Origin of the sequence: Proteiniphilum propionicum (assembly GCF_022267555.1) — a bacterium.
Lineage (GTDB): Bacteria > Bacteroidota > Bacteroidia > Bacteroidales > Dysgonomonadaceae > Proteiniphilum > Proteiniphilum propionicum.
This window is the reverse complement of sequence record NZ_CP073586.1, coordinates 2,381,127-2,404,479: the sequence shown is the minus strand read 5'-3', so window position 1 is coordinate 2,404,479 and position 23,353 is coordinate 2,381,127. Positions and strand designations below refer to the sequence as shown.

Annotated in this window: 13 protein-coding genes; 7 read left to right on the top strand and 6 right to left on the bottom strand. The window is 43.4% G+C overall.

From position 1 onward, the window contains the following. Positions 1-104 precede the first annotated feature (104 nt). The 7 genes from sov to KDN43_RS09680 all read left to right on the top strand — a co-directional run bounded on the left by sov (position 105) and on the right by KDN43_RS09680 (position 13,760). Positions 105-7,340 (top strand): T9SS outer membrane translocon Sov/SprA, encoded by a 7,236-nt coding sequence (sov, locus tag KDN43_RS09710; protein ID WP_238865720.1) that lies wholly within the window; start codon positions 105-107, stop codon positions 7,338-7,340. Between the two features lie 383 nt (positions 7,341-7,723). Then, positions 7,724-9,283, top strand: coding sequence for a sensor histidine kinase (locus KDN43_RS09705; protein WP_238865718.1), 1,560 nt, complete (start codon positions 7,724-7,726; stop codon positions 9,281-9,283). Between the two features lies 1 nt (position 9,284). Further along, positions 9,285-9,998, top strand: coding sequence for a response regulator transcription factor RprY (gene rprY, locus KDN43_RS09700; RefSeq protein WP_238865716.1), 714 nt, complete (start codon positions 9,285-9,287; stop codon positions 9,996-9,998). Positions 9,999-10,232: 234 nt separating this feature from the next. Then, positions 10,233-10,958, top strand: a complete 726-nt coding sequence (locus KDN43_RS09695; protein ID WP_238865714.1) for a CDP-alcohol phosphatidyltransferase family protein — start codon at positions 10,233-10,235, stop codon at positions 10,956-10,958. 292 nt (positions 10,959-11,250) lie between these two features. Then, on the top strand, positions 11,251-12,123 hold the full coding sequence (locus KDN43_RS09690) for a YicC/YloC family endoribonuclease (protein ID WP_238865712.1): 873 nt from the start codon (positions 11,251-11,253) through the stop codon (positions 12,121-12,123). A gap of 82 nt (positions 12,124-12,205) precedes the next feature. After that, on the top strand, positions 12,206-12,769 hold the full coding sequence (gene gmk / locus KDN43_RS09685; RefSeq protein ID WP_238865710.1) for a guanylate kinase: 564 nt from the start codon (positions 12,206-12,208) through the stop codon (positions 12,767-12,769). 70 nt (positions 12,770-12,839) lie between these two features. Further along, entirely contained in the window at positions 12,840-13,760 is a 921-nt protein-coding gene (locus tag KDN43_RS09680) for an alpha/beta hydrolase (protein ID WP_238865708.1), read from the top strand. Positions 13,761-13,926: 166 nt separating this feature from the next. Here the strand turns inward: KDN43_RS09680 and KDN43_RS09675 are convergent, their stop codons facing one another. The 6 genes from KDN43_RS09675 to KDN43_RS09650 form a co-directional block, all read right to left on the bottom strand. Then, entirely contained in the window at positions 13,927-14,931 is a 1,005-nt protein-coding gene (locus KDN43_RS09675) for a Gfo/Idh/MocA family protein (protein ID WP_238865706.1), read from the bottom strand. Positions 14,932-15,196: 265 nt separating this feature from the next. After that, positions 15,197-17,650, bottom strand: a complete 2,454-nt coding sequence (gene ccsA, locus KDN43_RS09670) for a cytochrome c biogenesis protein CcsA (protein WP_238865704.1) — start codon at positions 17,648-17,650, stop codon at positions 15,197-15,199. 178 nt (positions 17,651-17,828) lie between these two features. Next, entirely contained in the window at positions 17,829-18,689 is an 861-nt protein-coding gene (locus KDN43_RS09665) for a sugar phosphate isomerase/epimerase family protein (RefSeq protein ID WP_407681793.1), read from the bottom strand. 66 nt (positions 18,690-18,755) lie between these two features. After that, positions 18,756-20,135 (bottom strand): Gfo/Idh/MocA family oxidoreductase, encoded by a 1,380-nt coding sequence (locus KDN43_RS09660; RefSeq protein ID WP_238865701.1) that lies wholly within the window; start codon positions 20,133-20,135, stop codon positions 18,756-18,758. A 248-nt stretch (positions 20,136-20,383) separates the two neighbouring features. Continuing rightward, positions 20,384-21,964, bottom strand: coding sequence for an SUMF1/EgtB/PvdO family nonheme iron enzyme (locus KDN43_RS09655; RefSeq protein ID WP_238865700.1), 1,581 nt, complete (start codon positions 21,962-21,964; stop codon positions 20,384-20,386). 101 nt (positions 21,965-22,065) lie between these two features. Then, positions 22,066-23,220, bottom strand: a complete 1,155-nt coding sequence (locus tag KDN43_RS09650; RefSeq protein ID WP_238865699.1) for a sialidase family protein — start codon at positions 23,218-23,220, stop codon at positions 22,066-22,068. Positions 23,221-23,353 lie beyond the last annotated feature (133 nt).

Sequence of the window (23,353 nt, the reverse complement as noted above, 5' to 3'; positions counted from 1 at the left end):
TACGTAATACACATTTTTGAATTCAAGAATCGTATATTGCTGTTGTCTCTCTGAAAAAAACTGTTTACATATTACTCCTCTATATTCTGTTCCCCCTGAATGGAATGCCAGTTTATTTTGCTTATGCTAACAGCACAGTTTTACCGCCCGACAGCGTTGAGACTGGGCTCATGCCAAAAGATACTGCTGCCGTAACACTGCCTTTTAATCGGCAGGGGCTGCCTGTTAGACTGCAAAATCCTTCTAATGTTGTAACGGAAGTACGCTACGATTATCGCTCCAACCTCTATATCTTTGAATATAAGGTGGGTGATGCAGTGATAAACACTCCCGTCACCATGACTCCGAAAGAGTATATGGAATACCGGTCGCGACAGATGCAATCGGACTATTTCAGAGAAAAGAACTCCCTTAACCGTGACGGTTTAAGGCCATCCTCACGATACTCGTCACTCTCAGGTATTCGCAAAAGGACAAATCAGCCAGGGACAATTTTCGGCCCTGGGGGCATAAGGTTCACTGCACAGGGATCTGTAGAGATATCAGCTGGGATTAAACGGGATTTTACCGGTAATCCGGGCATTCCGCAACGGTCACGAGTAAGAAATATATTCGATTCAGACCAGCAGATAAAGCTAAATATGAATGCCAAAGTGGGGGAAAAGATAAATTTCGATATCAATTACAATACCGATGCTACCTTTGATGCAGATGCAAAACAGATAAGGCTTGCTTATAAGGGTGATGAAGACGAGATAATTAAAAATATTGAAGCGGGAAACGTTAACATGTCCACAACCAACTCGCTTATTGACGGCGGAGCAGCGCTGTTGGGCATAAAATCGGAACTGCAGTTTGGTAAACTGCGGGTAAATACGGTCATCTCTCAACAACAGTCGGAATCACAAACCGTTAATACCGGCGGTGGGGTACAAACTACACAATTTGAGCTTAACGCCGACAAGTATGATGAGAACCGCCATTTTTTCCTGGGACATTACTTCCGCGATACCTATGATAATGCATTGGCAAAGCTCCCTTATGTGCAGTCATCGGTATCCATAACAAGGATGGAGGTGTGGGTGACCAACAAACGAGGGGAGTATGACAGGGTTAGAAATATTATTGCATTTGCCGACCTGGGGGAACACAACAACATACATAACCCGATGTGGACAGCGCAAGGCTCGTCAGACGTTCCTGACAATATGTCCAACACCATGTATGGCGAGCTTGTCTCTAACTACCCCGGTGCACGCAATCTGAGTGAAACGGAAAACACCCTCCCCGGCAGCATCGTCCCGGGCACGGACTATGAAAAGCTGGAGAATGCGCGACTCCTGAGTCCCTCTGAGTACAAATACCGCCCTCAGCTTGGATATATCTCCCTTAACATGCCGTTACAGCCTGATGAAGTGCTGGCAATTGCTTACGAATACACATATAATGGCAGGGTGTACCAGGTGGGAGAGTTCTCCGGTGAAGTGGGAAGCGTTTCTGCAGGTAACGGCGACAGGCAAAAGGGTGCCCTGTTTGTTAAACTGCTGAAACCTGTTTCGTTCTCTCCACGGTCCCCGGCATGGGGGCTGATGATGAAAAACATCTACTCCATAGGATATGGAGCATACAATGTGCAAAAGGATCGCTTCAGGATGAATGTCACATACCAGAGCGATTCCTCAGGTATCTATATGAACTATCTACCAGGGAGTGGTGTAGACGACAAGCTGCTCCTCACCATAATGAACCTCGACAGGCTTGACTCACGCAATAATCCCAATCCCGACGGGATCTTCGATTTTCTTGAAGGCTATACAATAGACAGCGAAAACGGCTGGATTATATTTCCTGTTACTGAGCCGTTCGGGTCGCATCTGAAGAAAAAAATCGATAACGATGCCATTGCCCGCAAATATGTATATCAGGAGTTGTATGATTCAACGCTCACCGCAGCACGACAGGTCCCCGAAAGAAATAAGTTCCGTTTGAGTGGCGAGTACAGAGGCTCTTCCGCCCATGAGATAAACCTAAACGCAGTGAATGTGGAAAGGGGTTCGGTAAGGGTCACTGCCGGCGGTATCCCCCTTACCGAAGGTGTTGATTACACGGTTGATTATCTCTCAGGTATTGTAAGCATCATTAACCGTTCAGTTCTTGAATCGGGAACACCTGTGAGTGTAACTCTCGAAAACCGCCTTATGTCGCATCTGCAACGCAAGACACTGATGGGTATCAACCTGTTATACGATTTTTCAAAGGACTTTTCAGCAGGAGTCACGCTGATGCACTACTACGAGAAACCACTAATAATGAAAAGTGCTTACGGAGACGAATCTGCAAAAAATACGTTGTGGGGGGCAAACCTTTCCTACAGAAGAAAGTCGTATGCGCTAACCAACCTGATTGATATGCTGCCTTTTGTGGATGCTACAGCACCTTCTCAACTTTCGGCAAACCTGGAGTTTGCTCACTTGATTGCCGGACACTATAAAAACAGATACACGGGCGAATACTCCTATATTGATGATTTTGAAAGTTCATCGACGAGCATCGATCTTCGTACACCCTACTCCTGGTCACTCGCCTCCACTCCGCTTAACAACACGTCCTCAGGACTGTTTCCGGAGGCGGCACTCTCTAACAATACCGATTATGGAAAAAACCGCGCGCTGATGGCATGGTTCTATATCGATGGCATCTTCACCGGAAGGAATTCGAGCCTGACGCCTGCTCATATCAAAAACGATCACACCCAACTCTCCGACCACCGGGTAAGGGAGATATTTGAGAGGGAGATTTACCCCAACAGGGATGCCTATTACGGACAGCCAGCCACCATTCCTGCACTTAATATCTCCTACTATCCTAACGAACGGGGACCTTATAACCTTGATAGTAATGTGGACGGTAAAGGAAATCTACTCAATCCGGAACAACGTTGGGGTGGTATCACACGACGAATGGATACCCGCGATTTTGAGGCAGCAAACATTGAATATATTGAGTTCTGGCTGATGGATCCTTTTGTGAATGACACGCTCGGCACTTCAACAGGTGGCGACCTCTACTTCAACCTTGGTGATATATCGGAAGATGTGTTGAAAGACGGAAAAAAGTTTTTTGAGAATGGGTTGCCTGTTGATGGCGATACTACGGCAGTGGGATACACAGTATGGGGTAAATACCCGAAGCGGCAGTCCACAGTTTATGCCTTCGACAACTCTCAGGGGATGGAAGCACGACGGTTGCAGGATGTAGGGCTGAACGGACTGAGCAGTGAAGAGGAGAAAGTGTATCCATCATATGCCAACTACCTGAACGAACTTCGTCCCCGGTTATCGGGTGAAACTATTTCAGCAATGGAAGCCGACAGCCACTCACCGTTAAACGACCCTGCAGGGGACAAATTCCGCCATTATAGAGGGGCGGAACAGGATCGCATGCAGATGAGCATACTCGAGAGATATAAATATTTCAACGGCACTGAAGGCAATTCACTTGCATCTGATGAAGATGCACGCTATTCTTCAATATCGCGATCCACTCCTGATGTGGAGGACATAGATAACGACAATACACTCAATGAGAATGAATCATATTATCAGTACAGGGTATCGCTTAGGCACGAAAATATGGAGACGGGAAGCAACTTTATTGTCGACAGGCGTGAAGTGAGCGTGAGATTGCGGAACGGACAGGACGGGAAGGTCAATTGGTACCAGTTTAAAATACCTGTCAGGGATTATCAGCAAAAGATTGGCAATATAAATGGGTTCAACAATATCCGGTTTATGAGAATTTTTCTTACCGGCTTTGAAGAACCTATCTTTCTAAGATTCGCCACACTTGAACTGGTACGTAGTGAGTGGAGAAGTTACACGAAAGATCCTGTAACAGGAGGAGAAGTCACAGGCACAGGTAGCCTTGACATTTCAACAGTGAACATTGAAGAGAACGGCAATCGCACACCGGTAAATTATGTTTTGCCTCCGGGGGTTACACGTATTCTTGATCCGGGACAACCTCAGCTCAGACAGGAGAATGAGCAGTCGCTTTCTATAAAGGTACAAGATCTTGAGCCGGGGGCCTCCAGGTCGATCTACAAAAACAGTATGTATGATATGCGCCGCTATAAAAGGCTGCAGATGTTTGTACATGCGGAGCAGCTGCCGGAAGTCCCCGGCACATTACAGGATGGGGATCTTTCAATATTCTTGCGTCTGGGGTCGGACTACAGGGATAACTTCTACGAGTATGAGATACCTCTGCTAATTACTCCTGAAGGGCAGTACAGCACCAATAGCCCGACCGGGCAGAAGACGGTATGGCCACTGGAAAACATGTTCGATTTTCCTCTTGAGCTGTTCACCGGCCTGAAGCTGGAACGTAATGCAGAAAAACACCGTAGTGGTGGTGCTGACTATTATATCCCCTACTCGCTTTACGACCCGGATAAACCGGGAAACAGGATAACCATTATTGGTAATCCTTCGCTGGCAGAAGTGAAGGTGATGATGATTGGCATCAGGAACCATTCTGACAGGAATCAGTCGGGGGAAGTATGGATAAACGAGCTACGCTTAAGCGAGTTCGATGAAAAAGGAGGTTGGGCGTTTCAGGGAAATATGCAGCTGGCACTGTCAGATATCGGTACTGTCGCCTTCTCTGGAAGAAAAGAGACAGCCGGCTTTGGTGCTCTCAGCAGGAGCCTTTTGCAACGACGCAACGATGACTATTTATCAATGCATATGTCTTTTAATTTTGAGTTAGGACGTTTTCTTCCAAGGCAGGCAAAGGTGACGGCACCGTTTCAATACTCCTATTCAGACCGGACATGGACCCCGCTCTACGACCCATTTAACAGAGATATCCTGCTCTCCGAATCATTGAAACAGTCCAAAAACAGGCATCATCGCGATTCTATTCAAAACATCTCAACTACAAGTTCTATAAACAAAAGCATTAGCCTGAGCAATGTAAAAGTAAATATCAGTAGTAAAAACCCGATGCCATACGATCCGGCCAACTTAAGCTTCACCTTTGCCAGGAACATTAATGAACTTCACAGCCCTGATACCGAGTACGCAACGGTACTCGATTACCGGATACAGGCGGACTACGAGTACTCCCCTTTAATGAAATCCCTGGAGCCTTTTAAAAATATAAAAGACAACTCCGGATGGCTGAAACCGGTTAAAGCGCTATATTTTAATTTACTCCCAAACAACATCAGAGCAGGTTCACTGTTAGTGCGTAATTATCAGGAGAAACAGCTCCGGAGCCTCAATGCCCAAGGAGATGGAACAACACAGTCGCAACGGCAATACCTTTCGTTTAGCCGCAATTTCTTTTGGGACCGGGATTTTTCCATCACGTGGGATCTGACGAGAAACCTGAAAGCATCGTTTCATTCGGGTACGATAGCCGAAATTGAAGAGCCTTATCTGCAAGTGAATAAAAAGATTAACCGGAGCGATTATGAAATATGGAAGGATTCTGTGATCCACAGTATACGTGAGCTAGGGAAACCACTCAACTACGAGCAGGCGGCCAACGTTACATATATCCTCCCGTTCGCTCATATAGCACCGCTTGACTGGATCAGTTCGAGTGCAGCATATAACTCCCGCTACCGGTGGGAACGCGGAGCTGTTGTCGATGATGAAAATACAGGCAACTTTCTACAGAACGATTTTGCACTTTCAGTAAACAGCAGGTTCAACCTGGTGTTGCTATACAATAAGATTCCTTTCCTGCAGAAGGCGAACAGTATTTTTAACGGAGGGGCGGGACCTATGCAGGCGGACATCTCGCCGGCGGAAGGAAGTACTCCCGGTTACGACATTGCAAGTTATGCCATGAGAGCAGTGATGATGGTTCGCAGTATCAACCTGAATTTTGGATACATGACACGTACCAGCCTGCCTGGATATGATAAGATGATTGGCGACATTTTCGGCCAACATAACGGTGCTGACGGGCTGCTTCCCGGATTGGGGTTTGCCTTCGGATTTGATGGCGGAAAGAGATTCATAGAGAGAATGAAAGAAGACAACCTATTGGTAATAAACAAAAACAATATTACACCCGCCATAAGTAACCGGACAAAAAATATGAGACTGGAAGTTTCCCTGGAACCTTTCCCGGGATTAAAAATCGACCTTAACGCTCTCTACGAGGATAATCGGCGTACAGAATTTCAATTTATGTTTGAGGAGATGCCTGTGGTTCACGGTGGCAGTTTTGCAATGACTACCATCTCCCTCTCATCAGCATTTGAAAACCAGAGAGCAGGTAAAAACTACTTCTCAAGTACATTCGAGAGGTTTCGGAAAAACAGGGAGGCTATCGCATCAAGAGTAAGGGGCCAATATGAACTTTCACACTACCCTTCCAGTGGATTTCTGGCTGGAAGCAGCTACGCAGGACAACCGTTTGACCCGGCAACAGGTGATGTTAACATTAACTCAGCCGAGGTGTTAATCCCTTCATTACTGGCAGCATATACAGGCAAGGATCCTAACAGCGTGGAGCTTACCGCCTTTCCCGGCATGAGGTCGCTGTTACCAAATTGGAACATATCGTTCGACATGATGTCAATATTGCCTGAACTGGGTGAGCATGTGAAGTCGTTAAACCTTGTTCATCAATACATATCGCATTACCGTGTTGGTTCGTTCTCATCTTATCTCAGCTGGGTGCCGGCAAACGATGATGGTGACCTGGGTTACATACGTGACGCCCTCTCAGGATCTCCTATCCCCTCAACACCATACGATATCTCAGCGGTAACCATTACAGAAAGCTTTCACCCGCTTATTGAGGCAAACAGCATACTGAGCAACAATATGAATGTAAGCCTGAGGATAAATAGGACAAGGGCGCTGAACCTGAATATCCCTTCATACAGGATAGTGGAGATGAATGATAACGATATTGTTGTTGGAATAGGCTACCGCATTGCCGATTTTAACCGGATAGCAGGATTCGGGTCAAACTCAATGCAAAGGGTCAGAAACAGTCGGTTGCCGGGAATAGCTGGAGAGAAAGGCCAATCTCACGCCTCCAAAACATTCAGTAACACTCTGAATCTCCGTTTCGATGTCTCTCACAAAACCACGAGTGCTCTTATCAGAAAAATTGAAGACGGTTTTACTCAGGCTACAAGCGGAATAAAGACCATAACTATACGTTTTACTGCAGATTACGAATTAAGCAGGGCTCTAACACTGCGTGCATTTTACGACAAGTTGATAAATACACCACTTGTTTCATCATCATCCTATCCGGGAGCAACAACAAATGCGGGGGTAAGTTTGCGGATAAACCTTATTCAATAGCCGGGTTCATCGGGGTTGAAGCATTGAAACTGGCAGAGCGAAGTATTGAAACTGGCTAGGTATAACATTGAAACAATCTGTATGAAGTATTAAAACTGGCTGGGTGAAGCATATTCATATAGAAAGATGGTTTACCCGGCAACCAAAAATCATACAAAGGTGTTATATGAAAAAAGAGATGGCTGAGAAATACTGAAAATTAGAATAAAAACCGCTATTTTATCTTAATTAATGTTGCAAAACGGGCTTTCCTGCGTTTTTTTTTAATTTTAAGAGGATATGTTAAACAAAAAAGTCGTTTATTTGTTAAATTAAAATGAACAAAGACGATCTTTGAAATAAAATAGTCACTTATAAAAAGAGGTTAGTAAAGAAAGTACAGTATGAAAAAATCGACTATATGGTTGGTTGCCGTTGTTATGTTCACCACTTTTTTAGCTTTACTGTTTCTGCAGGTAAGATACATGAGGACAAGCATGGATATCCGCACCAAACAGTTCGATGAGCAGGTAAACAGAAGCTTGTACAACGTGATGAGGGATCTTGAGCAGGATCAGACACGCGATTACCTGGAGCAGGATATGATTGAATCGGAAAACAGATATTCACAGTATTCCGCCCCGCAGATGTCCCCAAATATTTCAGAGCAGAAAACAGGTGCAGCAATAACACAACCCGGAGGAAGTGATACAAGAATAAGGCTGAACGCACCACAGCAGTCGATGCGGCCGGATCAGCAAAGGGAGAGGGTGTTTTTATCACCCAGCCAGGGCTTAAGCACAATCTCAAAAACCCAGTATGATATGCAACAGTCGTTGTCGAAGCGATATCTTCACGAGCGCTCATTACTTGATGAGGTTATTTTTAAAATAATGAATCGTGCCAGTAATGAGCCTATTGAAAAAAGAATCGATTTCAACAAGGTTGAACAATATATTCGTTACGAGCTGTCATACAATGGATTGAACGAACCATTCAGTTTTCAGGTAGTGAATTACAACAATAAGGTGGTTTTTTCTTCTCCCGGCTTTTCGACAAAATACAAAGATGCGATTTACACTCAAATTCTGTTTCCTAACGATCCACCGGCAAAATTAAACCAGTTGAGGGTTTATTTTCCAACTAAAAGGAATTATGTGTATAGTGAACTTTCCTTTTTTATACCATCGCTAATATTCACGTTTATACTACTGATAACGTTTATATTTACGATAGTATCACTGTTCAGGCAAAAGCGTTTGTCTGAGATGAAGAACGATTTTATTAACAATATGACGCATGAGCTGAAGACGCCAGTCTCCACCATCTCGCTTGCCACGCAGATGCTTAAGGATGAGTCTATCCTTAAGTCGCCCGAAGTGTTCAAGCATGTCACGGGAGTGATACATGATGAGACCAAAAGGCTCAGCTTCCAAGTAGAAAAGGTGTTGCAGATGTCGCTTTTCGACAAGCAGAAGACAACTCTGAAGATGAAAGAGATAGATGCAAACGACCTGGTGGTGAGTGTTGCCAATACTCATGTGCTGAAAGTGGAGAAGTTGGAAGGCATTCTGGACATTGATCTTCAGGCTGAAAAGTCCACAATACGCGTGGATGAGATGCACTTTACCAATGTGCTTTTCAACATCCTGGACAACGCGTTGAAATACAGAAAAAAAGATGTTCCGCCTGAATTGATGATCCGTACACGCAACGAAGGGAACAAAATCATTATTACCATTGAGGATAATGGAATCGGGATGAGGAAGGAAGATTCGAAAAAGGTATTTGAACGGTTTTATCGCGTTCCTACCGGCAACAGGCACGATACAAAAGGATTCGGACTGGGGCTGGCATACGTGAAAAAGATCGTAATAGACATGAATGGCACAATACGTGCCGAAAGTGAATTAGGTAAAGGCACCAAATTTATAATTAGTTTACCCGTAATAACACAAAAATGATATGGAAGAGAAGTTAAAAATTTTTTTATGCGAAGATGATGAGAATCTTGGCATGTTGCTCAGAGAATATCTCCAGGCAAAAGGGTTTGATACCGATCTGTTTCCCGATGGGGAGGCCGGTTTCAAAGGATTCGTGAAAACAAAATACGATTTGTGCATCGTTGACGTAATGATGCCTAAGAAAGACGGCGTAACGCTTGTTAGAGAGATAAGGACTATCAACACTGAAATACCTGTGATCTTTTTAACGGCCAAAAATATGAAAGAGGATGTACTTGAAGGCTTCAAAGCCGGAGCCGATGACTACATTACCAAGCCGTTCAGTATGGAAGAGCTGGTTCTTCGTATTGAAGCTATCATTCGCCGTGTGAAAGGCAAAAAAAGCAAGGAGCAGCAAGTATACAACTTTGGTACGATGACCTTCGACACTCAAAAGCAAATTCTTAATATCGGCGACATCCAGACAAAACTGACAACCAAAGAATCGGAGTTGTTGTCGCTCCTATGTGCTCACGCTAACGATATTTTAGAACGCAACCATGCACTGAAACAGATTTGGGAAGAGGATACATATTTCAACGCACGCAGTATGGACGTATATATCACTAAACTGCGCAAACTGCTAAAGCCAGAACCCAACATCGAAATCATCAACATTCACGGAAAAGGGTACAAGCTTATTGTTCCTACTGAAGAAGGTGATAACGTAGAATAACAAGAGTGCAATTTTCACTCTCTATAAGAGGCCGTTCTGAATGGAATGGCCTCTTTATATTAATAATTTTTTACCCTAACAGAAGAGTAACAGAAATATATTGTTTACATTTGCAAAAAAAGAGGCCCATTTACAGTCAATAATATGATTTAAAATATTTATGATTTTGAAATATCTATTGGCAGGCGTGAAAATATTGAGAAAAGAAGAGTAATTTGAAAAATAGAGTCAGATATGAAGAGTAACAAAAGAAAAATGGCGAAAACGCTTAAGGTTATCGCCACAGATCGTAACAGAACTAATATTCTGCGTGAATGGGAACAAAAGACTATTGCATACCTTGTGCAAAAGGTGCCTTCCCGGATCACTTCCGACGGTCTTACTGCCATCGGCTTCTTCGGAAACCTTCTGGTTGCTTCAAGCTTTGTATTGGGAGCTTATCTGAATCGTTACTGGCTGCTTATGTCATTGTTAGGTTTTGTTATAAACTGGGTAGGCGATTCGCTCGACGGGCGGCTTGCATACTACCGGAACAAACCACGCAAATGGTACGGTTTTTCTCTTGATGTGTCAGTGGACTGGGTAGGTACCTTCCTGATTGGATTAGGTTATACCATCTATGCCCCCGGGATATGGAAATATGCAGGATTTTTCTTCGTTGTGTTCTACGGATGGGAAATGATTACCGCCCAGTTGCGTTATAAGATAGGCGGCCAGTATTCTATAGACTCCGGTATCTTTGGCCCTACCGAGGTGAGATTATTGCTGGGAACCATTATCACGTTAGAGGTATTTATACCCGGTTCCATTCAGTACCTTGCAACCGCTGCCTGTGTTTTTCTACTTGTTTCGAATCTGGTTGAGACACGTAAACTGCTTATACTGGCCGACAAACAGGATATTGCAGATCGCCGGAGAAAAGAAGAGGAGCGCAAAGCAAGAAGAATTGAAAATGCATAAACTGACGCGTTTTATTCAGTAGGAAGATAATTACAAAACCTTTCAGTAATCTGATTATCCTCCCAAAGAGTATTACTCTGGGGAAGTGGTTTCGAGGAAATCCACAACCCTGGCATATGCCTGTGCATGCAAGTCAACTTTCGGCTGCAAACACAAAAATATCAACCAAAAATCCCTACCTTTGTGAAACTATTCAGTTAAACAAAAATAACGGTTTAGCGATGGCAATATTTGTTTTGCATGAAAATACAAAAGCAAACCAAATATTTTGAATTAATAGAAAAGTATCGAAATGACACATTCAATGACAGGATACGGCAAAGCAGTTGTCGAACTCCCTAACAAAAAAGTAACTGTCGAGATTAAGTCCTTGAACAGCAAGCAGTTTGATCTATCTATACGTATGCCGGCAGTTTACCGGGAAAAAGAGATCACACTGCGTAATAACCTTTCACATAGCCTGGAACGAGGTAAGATCGATCTTAATATAAATGTGGATGTTATCTCCAGGGATGTATCCTCAAAGATAGATTTCAATACACTGAGCCAGTATCACAGAGAAATAAGGGACCATGCCCTCGAAATGAACGTTTCTCCTCCCCAGGACTGGTTCTCAATACTATTACGCCTTCCTGATGTAATGAAACAGGATACGGAAGAGCCCGACAATGTGGAATGGGAATCTATAGGGAAAGCAATTGAACGTGCAGTAGATGATGTCATTGCCTTTCGCAAACAGGAAGGGGAGATGCTGGCGAAGGTACTGACTGAAAAAATTGAACGGATTAGCGCCCTGCTTATTGCAGTAGAACCTTTTGAAACAGAACGCGTTGATAAGATAAAAAGTAGAATCTATGACGAACTTAACAACCTTGAAGGGATTGAATTCGACAAGAACCGTTTTGAACAGGAGATGATCTACTACATTGAGAAGCTGGATGTGAGCGAGGAAAAAAACCGCCTTGCCCATCATCTTAAATATTTCACAGAAACGCTAAACGGCTCACGTTCCCAGGGTAAAAAGCTTGGGTTCATTGCCCAGGAGATAGGGCGCGAGATAAACACCCTGGGTTCCAAATCAAATCAATCGGATATGCAATGTATTGTTGTGCAGATGAAGGATGAGCTGGAGCAGATTAAGGAACAGGTTTTAAATGTATTGTAAAGAAAGGTAGAGAAGCAGAGAAGCAGAAGCTATTTATGACACAATTAATAATAGTTGTGGCTCTACCGGAAAAAGTAATAAAATGGCCAAACTAATCATTTTTTCAGCACCTTCAGGCTCAGGTAAATCGACACTTGTGCGTTTTCTTTTGTCACAGGGACTGAACATTCAGTTTTCCATCTCGGCTACCAGCCGCGAACCACGCGGGGATGAGAAAGATGGTGTAGAATATTATTTCCTGTCACCCGACGAGTTCCGCAGGCGCATAAACAACAACGAGTTCCTAGAATATGAGGAGGTTTATGACAATAAATTCTATGGTACTCTGAAAAGCGAGGTGGACCGCATTCTAGAAGAAGGCAAGAATGTGGTTTTCGATGTTGACTGTGTAGGTGGGCTCAACATTAAAAATATATACAATAACCAGGCATTGAGTGTTTTTATTATGCCTCCGTCGGTAGAGGTACTACGCGAAAGGCTTGAAAAACGAGGTACCGACGAACCGGAAGTCATTGAGAACCGGTTGGCAAAAGCTGAATATGAAATGAGTTTTGCTCCGCAATTCGATGTAATAGTGAGCAATGACGATTACGACAAGGCAAGGGCTGAGATTCTGAAACTGGTCACCGACTTTATTGAAGAGTGATTTTTCTGGCCCTGTTCCCGATCAATTCATTTAATATTTAACTGAATCATATTAAAAAAGCATACGCATTATGATCAGAAGGTTATCCATAATTTTCGCGGCCTGTTTTCTCTCTTTCTCTCTCTTCCCGCATTCACTGGAAAAGGAGACCCGCACATATGCGGTGAAGGATGGACGGGAGCTTAAACTGGATCTGTACAGATCAGATTCTGCCGCCTTATTGCCACAGCCATGCCTCCTTTTTGTTTTTGGAGGCGGGTTTAAAGAAGGGGAAAGAGATGCAAAAATATATTCTTCTTTCTTCAACTATTTCGCCAGCAAGGGATTTACAGTAGCCTCTATTGATTACCGCCTGGGGATGAAGGGGCAAAAGGCCCCGGGTTTATTTAATTACAAACCAATTCAAAATTCCATTTCACTGGCTGTAGCCGATCTATATTCTGCGACAAGTTATCTGCTGGAAAATGCCGAAGAGCTTTATATAGACCCTTCGCTCATAATAATCAGCGGATCAAGTGCAGGTGCCATCACTGTTTTACAAGCAGATTACCGTGAACGCGACAACCATCCCTCAGCCAGTGTGCTGCCTGACAATTTCAGATATGCAGGTGTGATTGCCTTTGCAGGCGGAATCTTTAGTACTGAAGGTGTACCGTCGTACGCAAAAAAGCCTGCTCCCACTCTTTTCTTCCACGGCAGTGCCGATAAGCTTGTACCATACGACAACATTCGATTATTCAATATTGGCATGTTCGGATCTAAATCGCTGGCGAAGAGATTCCGTGAGGAACATTATCCATATATTTTCTACAGCATGGAAAATATTGGACATGAGGTGTCGGGTTATCCCATGGAAGAGTTTCTGCCCGAGATAGAACAGTTTATAAATGATATGGTGTTCGACCGCAGACAACAGATGATAGATATAAACTATAAAGATATTCTGCGAAAATCGGACACTTCTACAACTCCGGACAGCTATTACGACTGAAATGCTTGCGTTGCCAGGATAGAAAATCACAGTACTCACCATATGGTTCATGCATAGCTACCTGAACCCGATTGCAACACTGGGAACTTGGACATGCGTCTGTGGCATAGTCTGGTAAACTTATGGCAGATATTCAGTAAGAGACAATCGGGAAAAAAATGTGCTTTTAAGGCTCGACGAATTTGCCAAAGGTACAATTCCGCTGCAGGATGGCATCCATCACCCAATTGGTACGGGCAGCAGATACACCTGTACTAACAGGCATAAGCCCGTCTCCGTTTAGATAGTCAACGATACTTTTAATGAGGTAATACTGAATATTCTCAGGATTCTCTTCGTGATATTCCTTCTTCCCTTTGTCAGTTTCCAAAAGTATTGGGGTAAACGTAAAGGTTGAGAATGAGCCCTTGCCTTTAGTTCCAGTAATATCGATCTTATCGGTGCGGGTGTTTCCCGGTGCAACAAAGCTCCAGCTGCCGCTGCCCAATATACCGGATTTAAACCGGAAGGCTGCTGTGACGGTATCTTCAACCTCATACAGATTTTTCACATTAGTACTGAAGCCGTGTGCATCGGTGATCTCACCAAACAAATAATCAAGCAGATCGAACTGATGTGAAGCAAGATCGTAAAAATATCCGGCGCCGGCGATCTCTTTCTTCACTCTCCAGGGCAGACTATCCCGATTATAATCATCTGCGTAAGGTGGAATGGCAAATCGGATTTGCACGTTAGATATATCTCCAAGCAATCCATCATCGATCAACTGTTTCACCCTGAGAAAATAAGGGAGGGTGCGACGGTAATAGGCAACGAAACAGGGGACTCCGGTCTCTTCTGACACACGACATATCCTAAGTGCTGATTCGTGCGAGGCAGCCATTGGCTTTTCTACATATACCGGTTTTCCGGCCCTCATTGCCGCAATGGCGTACTCCTCATGCGATGCAGGTGGTGTTGCTACATACACCGCATTAACCCCGGGATCGTTGATCAGATCATATGCATCGTCATACCATTTGCCGATTCCGTGCCGCCGGGCATAATCTTGCGCTTTTTCCGCATTACGGCGCATCACTGCTACCACATCCGATTCCTCTACTTTTCCGAAGGCCGGGCCGCTTTTTTTTTCAGTTACGGATCCACAGCCGATGAAACCCCAATGTACCATATTAAAAATTAATAAATTTTATCTTTGAAATATCAACCATCAGTAAAATCATTTATGAGTCCTATTTTAATTGTTGTTTGAGTCCACTTTAATAAGTCGTTTTGTAAAAATATAATATTTGATTTTCAAGTGATGAGTCCTCTCCGAAAACCTCAAAACTCAATTTTATTGGCTTGCAACTTATTGAAAATCAATGTTTATCTTGTGAAATTTTCAAGAAAAAAGACTTATCGGAGGAGACTCAGTGATTATAATGTCAAATATTCTATTTTGAGACTTTTTCAAGCAGATCTTGCTTAAAAATTGTTCTCTTTCTGTAAGAGAATATGCCCAGAATGCCAATCATAAGAAATGCGATGGCAATGTACAAAAAAACAGACGTTGTACTTTCTGTTTGCCCATAAGAGTGCATACCGCTCAGGAAATAGTTTACCCCGAGGAAAGTCATAAGTACTGAAGAAAATGCAAATACCGACAGCAAGTTAAAGATCCATTCGTTATCCCACTTTTTAATTAGATGTATATGTGTAACTATTGAATATACTACAATTGTTATAAGTGCCCATGTCTCCTTGGGGTCCCAGCCCCAGTACCTGCCCCACGATTCGTTTGCCCATACAGCACCCAGAAAAGTACCGGTCGCCATCAGTGCAAGCCCCGCCAGAAGTGACAGGTTATTGATAATTGTCAGTTCTCTGATACGGTATGATAGAAGCATACTCTTCTTAGTGAAAGTCATTATTAATAGGTTGGTGATACCAAGCAAAAAGCTGATACCAAAAAATCCGTAGGCCCCCACAATCACCGCCACGTGAAACATCAGCCATGGCGATTTCAGTACCGGTACCAGTGTGTCTATTTGCGGATCCATCCAGTTGAGGCCTGAAACAAAAAGGATGATACCACCGAAAAGGGTTGCCAGGGCAAGCGTGATGGTGCTCTTCCGGCCAAAGATAAGTCCCGCCAGTACCGTTGCCCAAGCTACATAAACCATTGTCTCGTAAGAATTGCTCCAGGGAGCATAACCGGAGATATACCACCGCATTCCCATACCATAAATATGTATAAGAAACACCAGCAGTGTCCCTCCTATAAACAGTGCTGAGGCATAACGAATCCACTTTCGTTCGTTCAGCATTAGCATAAATGCAAGCATCAGAAGAATTCCGCCAAAGAGAAAATAACCTTCTTTGCAGTGATTAAAAATATTCAGATGGTTATAACGGATTTCGGCCTCAAGTTTTTTAGGGTTGATAAGCGAGGCTTTGTCGTTCTTCCGTTGATACTCTTCAATCAAATCGAGCACCCTGCCGGGTTTGCTCCAATCACCGCTACTGAGCGAGAGTGTAACTTCCGAGAGGTACCATGCGAATGTGTTTGTTATAAAAAGTGAGTCTTTTTCGTTGAAAACAGATAGATTGCCGCCCGGAGCATACCATGTGTGAGAAGAGCCGTGAGGATTGGGAAAGATGCCCGGCATAGCACCGTTAAACAACTGATATAAAATGTTTACCCTTTCATCAAGCTTTAACAGGTCTTTATCGAAAGTACTCCGTTCACCTGCCGGTTTATGATATATCTCCTGCAGTTGAGGCAATAGCCGATAGTCTCCCCTATGATCAAAAAAATGATAGTAAGCAACATGTTCTACCGGCAGGTTATACCGGTCACTGATCTGTTCGTTTGCCATGGAGATAACTGGTACCTGCATCCACATCTGCGGCTGTGCAATCAGGCTCAGAAGGAACTGGTCGGAGTTGAGATTGCCATATACCGGTTTCTTATATATTTTTCGTAATATCTCTGATGAAAAAGTGTTCATAGGCATCACGCGCCCGTGAAACTGTACCGGCAATGCACCAAACCTTGCCGCATGTTCCTGCGGTATGGTATTTTGTTGTATCTCTTCAATCATATGGCTACCTGGCAGCTCCTGTCCCTGGCTTACCATGGTAATCAGTACCATAGTGAGCGTCATCACGGTTTTCCTTGCACTCTCCCTTGTCTCCTTAAGCTGTCTTGCAAGTTTTCTGAAATGTGAACCGGGAAGAATGAACATAAGGATGAAGCCAAACACAAGAATGAGGTAACCTGTATAGGTGATAGTTCGTCCAGCCACATCACTGTTGACCGAAAGGATAGTACCTTTCTCATCGTGATCGTAAGAAGCTTGGAAAAATCGATATCCTTCTAAATCAAGCACGTTGTTCATAAACAGTTTCATCTCCCTCACTTCACCATTGATATGTATCAGCAGATCGCTCTCGTAAGATGATGGGCTTTCAGATCCTGGATAACGGATAATCCTGAATTCGGCAAGTTCCAGCACAAAAGGCATCCTCTCGGTCTTAATTCCATTTGATGTATGCATCATCATTGTGTCTGCCTTTTCACCCTCACGGATATGTATCTGCCCCTCTTTCCCGAACAGGAAAGTAACTAATGCGCCCGCAAGGATGACTACAAGAGCTAAATGAACCACAACCATTGCCCATCTTTTCCTTTTGATGAAATTTTGACGAATAAGAATAAGGATGAAGTTAAGCACCAACAGGAACTGCAGTAAGATAAACAGTGGTGAGTAGTATATAAGCATTTTGGCTGCCTCGGTACCCATCTGTTTTTCCAAAATCGTAGCTGTTGCCAAACCAATAGCATAAACAAACAACAGGGTAATGGTTGCCTTATAGGAGGTAAGAAGTTTCAGTAATCTGTCCATGCCGTAATTATTGATACAAAATGTTACTAGCTTGTTTTACTTTTGCTTTAAACAGATAAACTGAAGCCAAGCTTGACTGAAATGGTTACTATAACTCATTTATCCAGTGATAAAAAATGAGTGAAAAATCCGATTTCTTTCACTCATTTTTCATCAAACCGGAAACAGTGAAGCGGCCTCAGGCCTCTTCCCATTGTTTACGAAGTAACTCAAGAGCCGCGGGTACTACCACTTTACGGTCTCCCTGGCAACCACACTCGAAACTGACATATTTGTCGTATCCGATCATTTTCAGCCCTTTAAAACCGTTAACATAGTTATCAGCTTCTCCATCTTCTCCGGGCATGCTGCGGCGTTTGCGGCTGGCAACATGCACATGCTGCAGATGTTCGCCAGCTGAGATAAACGCTCCCATATCGGAGTTCTCCTCCCAGGTCATATGCCAGAAATCGCCCATGCATTTCACACCCGGGTTATTGATATCGCGGCAAATGGATGCAGCATCGCCTACCTGGCGCAGGTAAAAGGCCTCTCTGCGATTGAGCGGTTCCAAGATGACGGTGGTTCCCTGTTGCTGTGCAAAGGTACCCATTTCTTCGAACTGCTCACAGAGAAAATCGCGTGTCTCCTGATTATGGGGCATAACGGGAACCTGGCTGTTGAATGCCGGAACTATGATGACGCCGATAGATCCCAGTTCCCCGGCGGCAATAATAAGGTCCTCCATCGTGTTACGGCATTGCTTACGGACGGCAGGATCGGTGGACAGGATAAATCCGTCGAAACCTGCACAAATGGCGCTAACCTTGATGTTGCGCTCATTGAGAGCATCTCTGATCTCCTGAATACGGTCGCGGATTCCTCTGCCTTGCGGTTCAAAACCTACAACTCCATGCTTCTCCATGAAGTCGAACTTCTCGTTGAGGCTATCTCCCGGTGCTATACCCTCCTGAAAGGAGATATTTAGTTTTGCTTTACTGGAAGTCACCTGGCTTCTGGTGTTTGCAGAACCAAAAGAGTTACATCCCCCAATAGCCATGGCAGCAGAACCCGCGATGGTAGTTTTTAGAAATCTTCGTCTGTCAAAAGTCATAATAATTTCAATTTATTTAGCGCTTCCCGGTACAGGAACCGAGAACCCCTTCATTTCCATTTTACCGATATTCAGGTCGGCAGGAGTATAATCGAGCGGTGCCGCAGTCATGGCATCCCAGGTAACCATCTGCCCTGTATATGCCGACTCGCGACCCATGATTGCCGCCATATTCGATATGGCTGTCTCTGATGCCTGCTCAATGGGATTGTTCCCACGTATGCAGTTTATCAGGTTCACATGTTCTAGTGTATATGGATCGGTCTGCTGGAACTCGGCTTTCTCAGCTTCACCGTCGTATTGCCAGATAACGTTCCCCTCGAGGTCTTTGATAACATGACCGCCGTCACTTGACCACGAACCTTTAGTTCCCTGGATAAACTCGCTAACATTGTTGGCACAGCCATCGATCTGGCGGCACATACTGTGCAGGTGCACCCCGTTCTCCATTGTGAAGTCGATGCTGAAGTTATCGTACTGGTCTCCCGTTATACGGCGTTGACGCGATCCGAAACCGACTGCACTGACAGGTTTCAGGCCGGAGAACCAGGTAAACACGTCGATGTTATGTACATGCTGTTCCACAATATGATCGCCAGACAACCATTTCCAGTTAACCCAGTCGCGCACCATATATTCAAAATCGCTCCAGCCGGGCTGGCGGTCGCGATACCACAACATGTTCTGGTTCCAGTATACAACACCACCGGTAATTTCTCCTATGGCGCCGTTCATGATTTGTTTGAATGACTCAACATAACTGCGCTGGTGGTGCCGCTGAGTTCCGGTAACAACCCTAAGGTTCTTTGCCCTCGCCTGTTTAGCCGCTGCCACTATTGTACGATAGCCAACAGAATCTACACATATTGGCTTCTCGAGAAAGCAATGTTTGCTTTTCTCTACTGCATATTTGAAATGCTCTGCACGAAAAAATGGAGGCGTACAGTCGATAAGCACATCAATATCGCTGTCTATAACCTGTTTATATGCATCAAGGCCGACAAATCGTTTATCGGAAGGTATATCAATATTTTTCTCGTTCTTAAGCTTTTCTGCCAGTCCGTCCACCCTGTCCTGAAAAACATCACCTAATGCCACAATAGTTAAACCGTTGGCAGCATTCAAAAAGTTCATTGCTGCTCCGGAACCTCGTCCTCCACAACCTACAACACCGGCTTTAAGCTCTTTACCATCAGCGGCCAGATCAGGCAGATCGGGAATATAATAGCTCCCTGGTTCTTTTAAAGGAACACTGCCACCTTTGCTTTTTTCAGTTCCTCCACTACAGGATGTTAGAAATCCTGCCGATCCTGTGCCGATTACCCCTACGGCTCCTGCTACTGCAGAAGCTTTCAGAAATGATCTTCTGGTTACATTATCCTCTTTTTTCATTTTTAATTGATTTATTTAGATTGTACAGTATCTTTATCTCTCTTTTCCAAAACATTATTCCGGCAATTACAATCTGTTCCGAAACTATATATTTGATATTTGAGTCCACATGAAAATCCCTAACATTACAATCGGGCCAAAACAGATATTGGCATTCAATGCATTGTAAATAACGATTTTAACATTTCGGGTTTTACGAACGGACTCATATATTTGAATCAATTAAGCGAACTTGACTGAGCGGTCAATTAGTTCAGGTTCATTGATGAATCTGGTTCACATACTACCCTGAACCCGATTCCTTTAATATCAGAATACCACCAGATACTCTTTGGTTGCTGCGGGTCTGTCTTCAGCCAGGCGTCATGTTGTGTGTGACTACGGCTTGCACAGCGCACATCAGCTGCATCGGAATTGTATGATCCGCCTCTTACCACCCACTCTTCACCTTCAGTCACTCGTGGATTTACGGTAACTCCCGAACGTTTGCCATAAGCTTCCGGATCGTATTTGTCGGATGTATATTCCATCACATTACCCAACATATTCTTCAATCCATATTGATTCGGCAATACAGCCAATGGCAGTTGTGTTCTACCATCGCTATTTTTATTATACACCACATAAGCACTGATGCTGTCGGTTTTAGGTTTGAAAATATTCCTCATAAAGCCCCGGTCGGAAAAATCCTTCGGACTTCCTTGGAAGAAATAGGCTGTTTTTTTACCCCCCCTGGCAGCATACTCCCATTCCGCTTCAGTTGGCAGGCGGTAATTCTTACCTGTTTTTTTTGATAACCATTGACAGAATGTTTCAGCTGCGTAATGTGTCATCGTGATAGCGGGACGGTCGCCCTGCCCCCAACCTTGGTCCGGATAGCCAAAAGGAGGTGTTGGCCCGGAGATGGCATCAACCTCTTCTGCATTCAAGTTGTTTTCATAAACAACTTCAGGGGGAGTGCGCCCTTCACTTATTGTCTCAGCGTAAAATGCCCAAAATTGATCCCATGTAGTTTCCACTTCAGCCATAAAGAAAGGGCTCACGGAAACCTCATGCTGTGGCGATTCATCCGGGTTGCGGAAATGCTCTTTTTCCGGGCTCCCCATTAAAAATGTTCCACCGTCAACAGCAATCATGTTGAATGAAACAACTGTTCCGGGAATCTGCTCAGTATAATTGGCAAAGGCAGTTACCTGAGTCGATTCCTTATAAAACAGGCTGCTGTCAGCTGCCATTGAACCTGTTACACCAGGAATTCCTGTCATCTGTCCATGTGCGTAGTTAGGATTATAATGCCCTGCATCGAGATGGCAGCTTATACATTGGAGGTCAAGTTTTTCCGCATTCTCCTCATAATATAGATGTGCTGTGATACCATCATCGGTAATTCCCTCCGGAAAAAGATTTTGATGACACTTAACACATGATTTGTTTGGTATATATTTGACAGCGTATTCCAATTCTGATTTTTTATCCCAGTCGAAATCGGCAGTATCTTTGGTTAGATAGCCCCACAGGTCGCGCATTCCAAGTGCTGCTTTTGCGCTATAGTGCTCCCATGTGTTGTCTGTAGGAGGAAGGTGGCAATCCACACAGTTTACCATTACTCCACTACCGTTGTTCACATGTGTAGACAGCTTCCAGCTATCTTCTACATGAGGATGCACATGACACATCATACACGATTCATTGGTCGAAAAATAGACCGAGGTCTGATACAAAGCTCCTACAAATACAATTCCAATTATAATTCCTGTTATAAGGAAAAATCCTTTACGATTGTGAAATTTCTTTTTTGGCTTAGTGTTCCTTCTTGAAACTCTCGACATTGTTGTTTTTGATAAGAAATATTAAATTATAACTTTCATCTATAAGAAAGAGTTAATCGCCTATAAAAGTACTCATTTTTATCTTATCGTGAAAAATATTTTCATTTATAAAGCCATTGCTTATTTAGAAGAGTAATATCAATAACAGACAAAAGTGTTTTTTTAGATTGATTCCCATCAGAGTAACCAAGTAAAATATTATTTTTGTCTACAAAATGAATTGCAATATAGCAATAAAATCCATCCGGATCGTCCTGAATGTTTTTGATATTTTCCCATGTTTTCCCTTCATTTTTTGAAATCGCTACAGTTAAAGGTGTCCTTTTATTTTTAATAACAGGATCCGTCCCGTCATTATTATTCCACACAAGAAGCCAATCATTTGAACCTGGTATTTTTTCAATTGAGGCAGGTGATAATGGAGACGGGATATTACTAGCCTCAATATGGCTCCATGTCTCTCCCCTATCGGAAGAAAATGACATTTGCTGGTATCCTCCGCTTGAGCGAATATACATCATTACACGGCCATCCCTCATCTCAACCAGCCCTGGCTCCTGAGTAATAATATCAGTATTATCCGGCACTTGTGAACTTGAATACCATGTCAAGCCATTATCATCTGAGTAATAACAGAATAAATCGGCTTTATTTGACCATTTGCCGCCTCTTAATTGATGTAAGGCCACTGACATTAATAACCTATCATCTTTAAGTTGAATAACTCTATCATTATTTAGCACAAAATAGCCTTGTTTATCAGTAATACAACGGATTGCTTCGCTCCACGATTTTGCTTCGTCTTTAGAAATACGCATCATCGGAATACAATCTTCAGTTGAATTTTTTCTTAAATAAAACAAGGCTATATCTCCATTATGCAAACGAAGCAGGGAGACTGACATCACATTCATGCCCCCCTCATTTTCTACAATTATCTCATCATTATCGCTCCATGTTTGCCCCCCATCATCGGAATATCGTCCTGCAAGATAAGCAGTGGCGTGATCGCTGGAAGAAGTTCCATAATAATGGCTGTACACAAATAGAATTCTTCCATCTTTAAGATTTATAAAATCACCTTCACTGTTGCGAGGATTATTTTCAGAAGAATTGATTTTAAAAACGGTTTGCGGGGAAACGTAATCAACACTCTTCTTGCTTCTCCATGGCAGACATGAAAACATCGTAAGTAACAGAGTTATAATAGATATATTATAAACACCAAATTGAAAATTAATTGATTTTGTTTTCATTTGATCTCATTTTTATTTTAGTTTAGTCTAATAACATTAATTCATCTTTCGCATATGATAATGTCGCTGAAAGTGTATAACCGGCATGGTTTTTAACAGCTAATAATTTTATCATTCATAGCGTGAAGCAGGT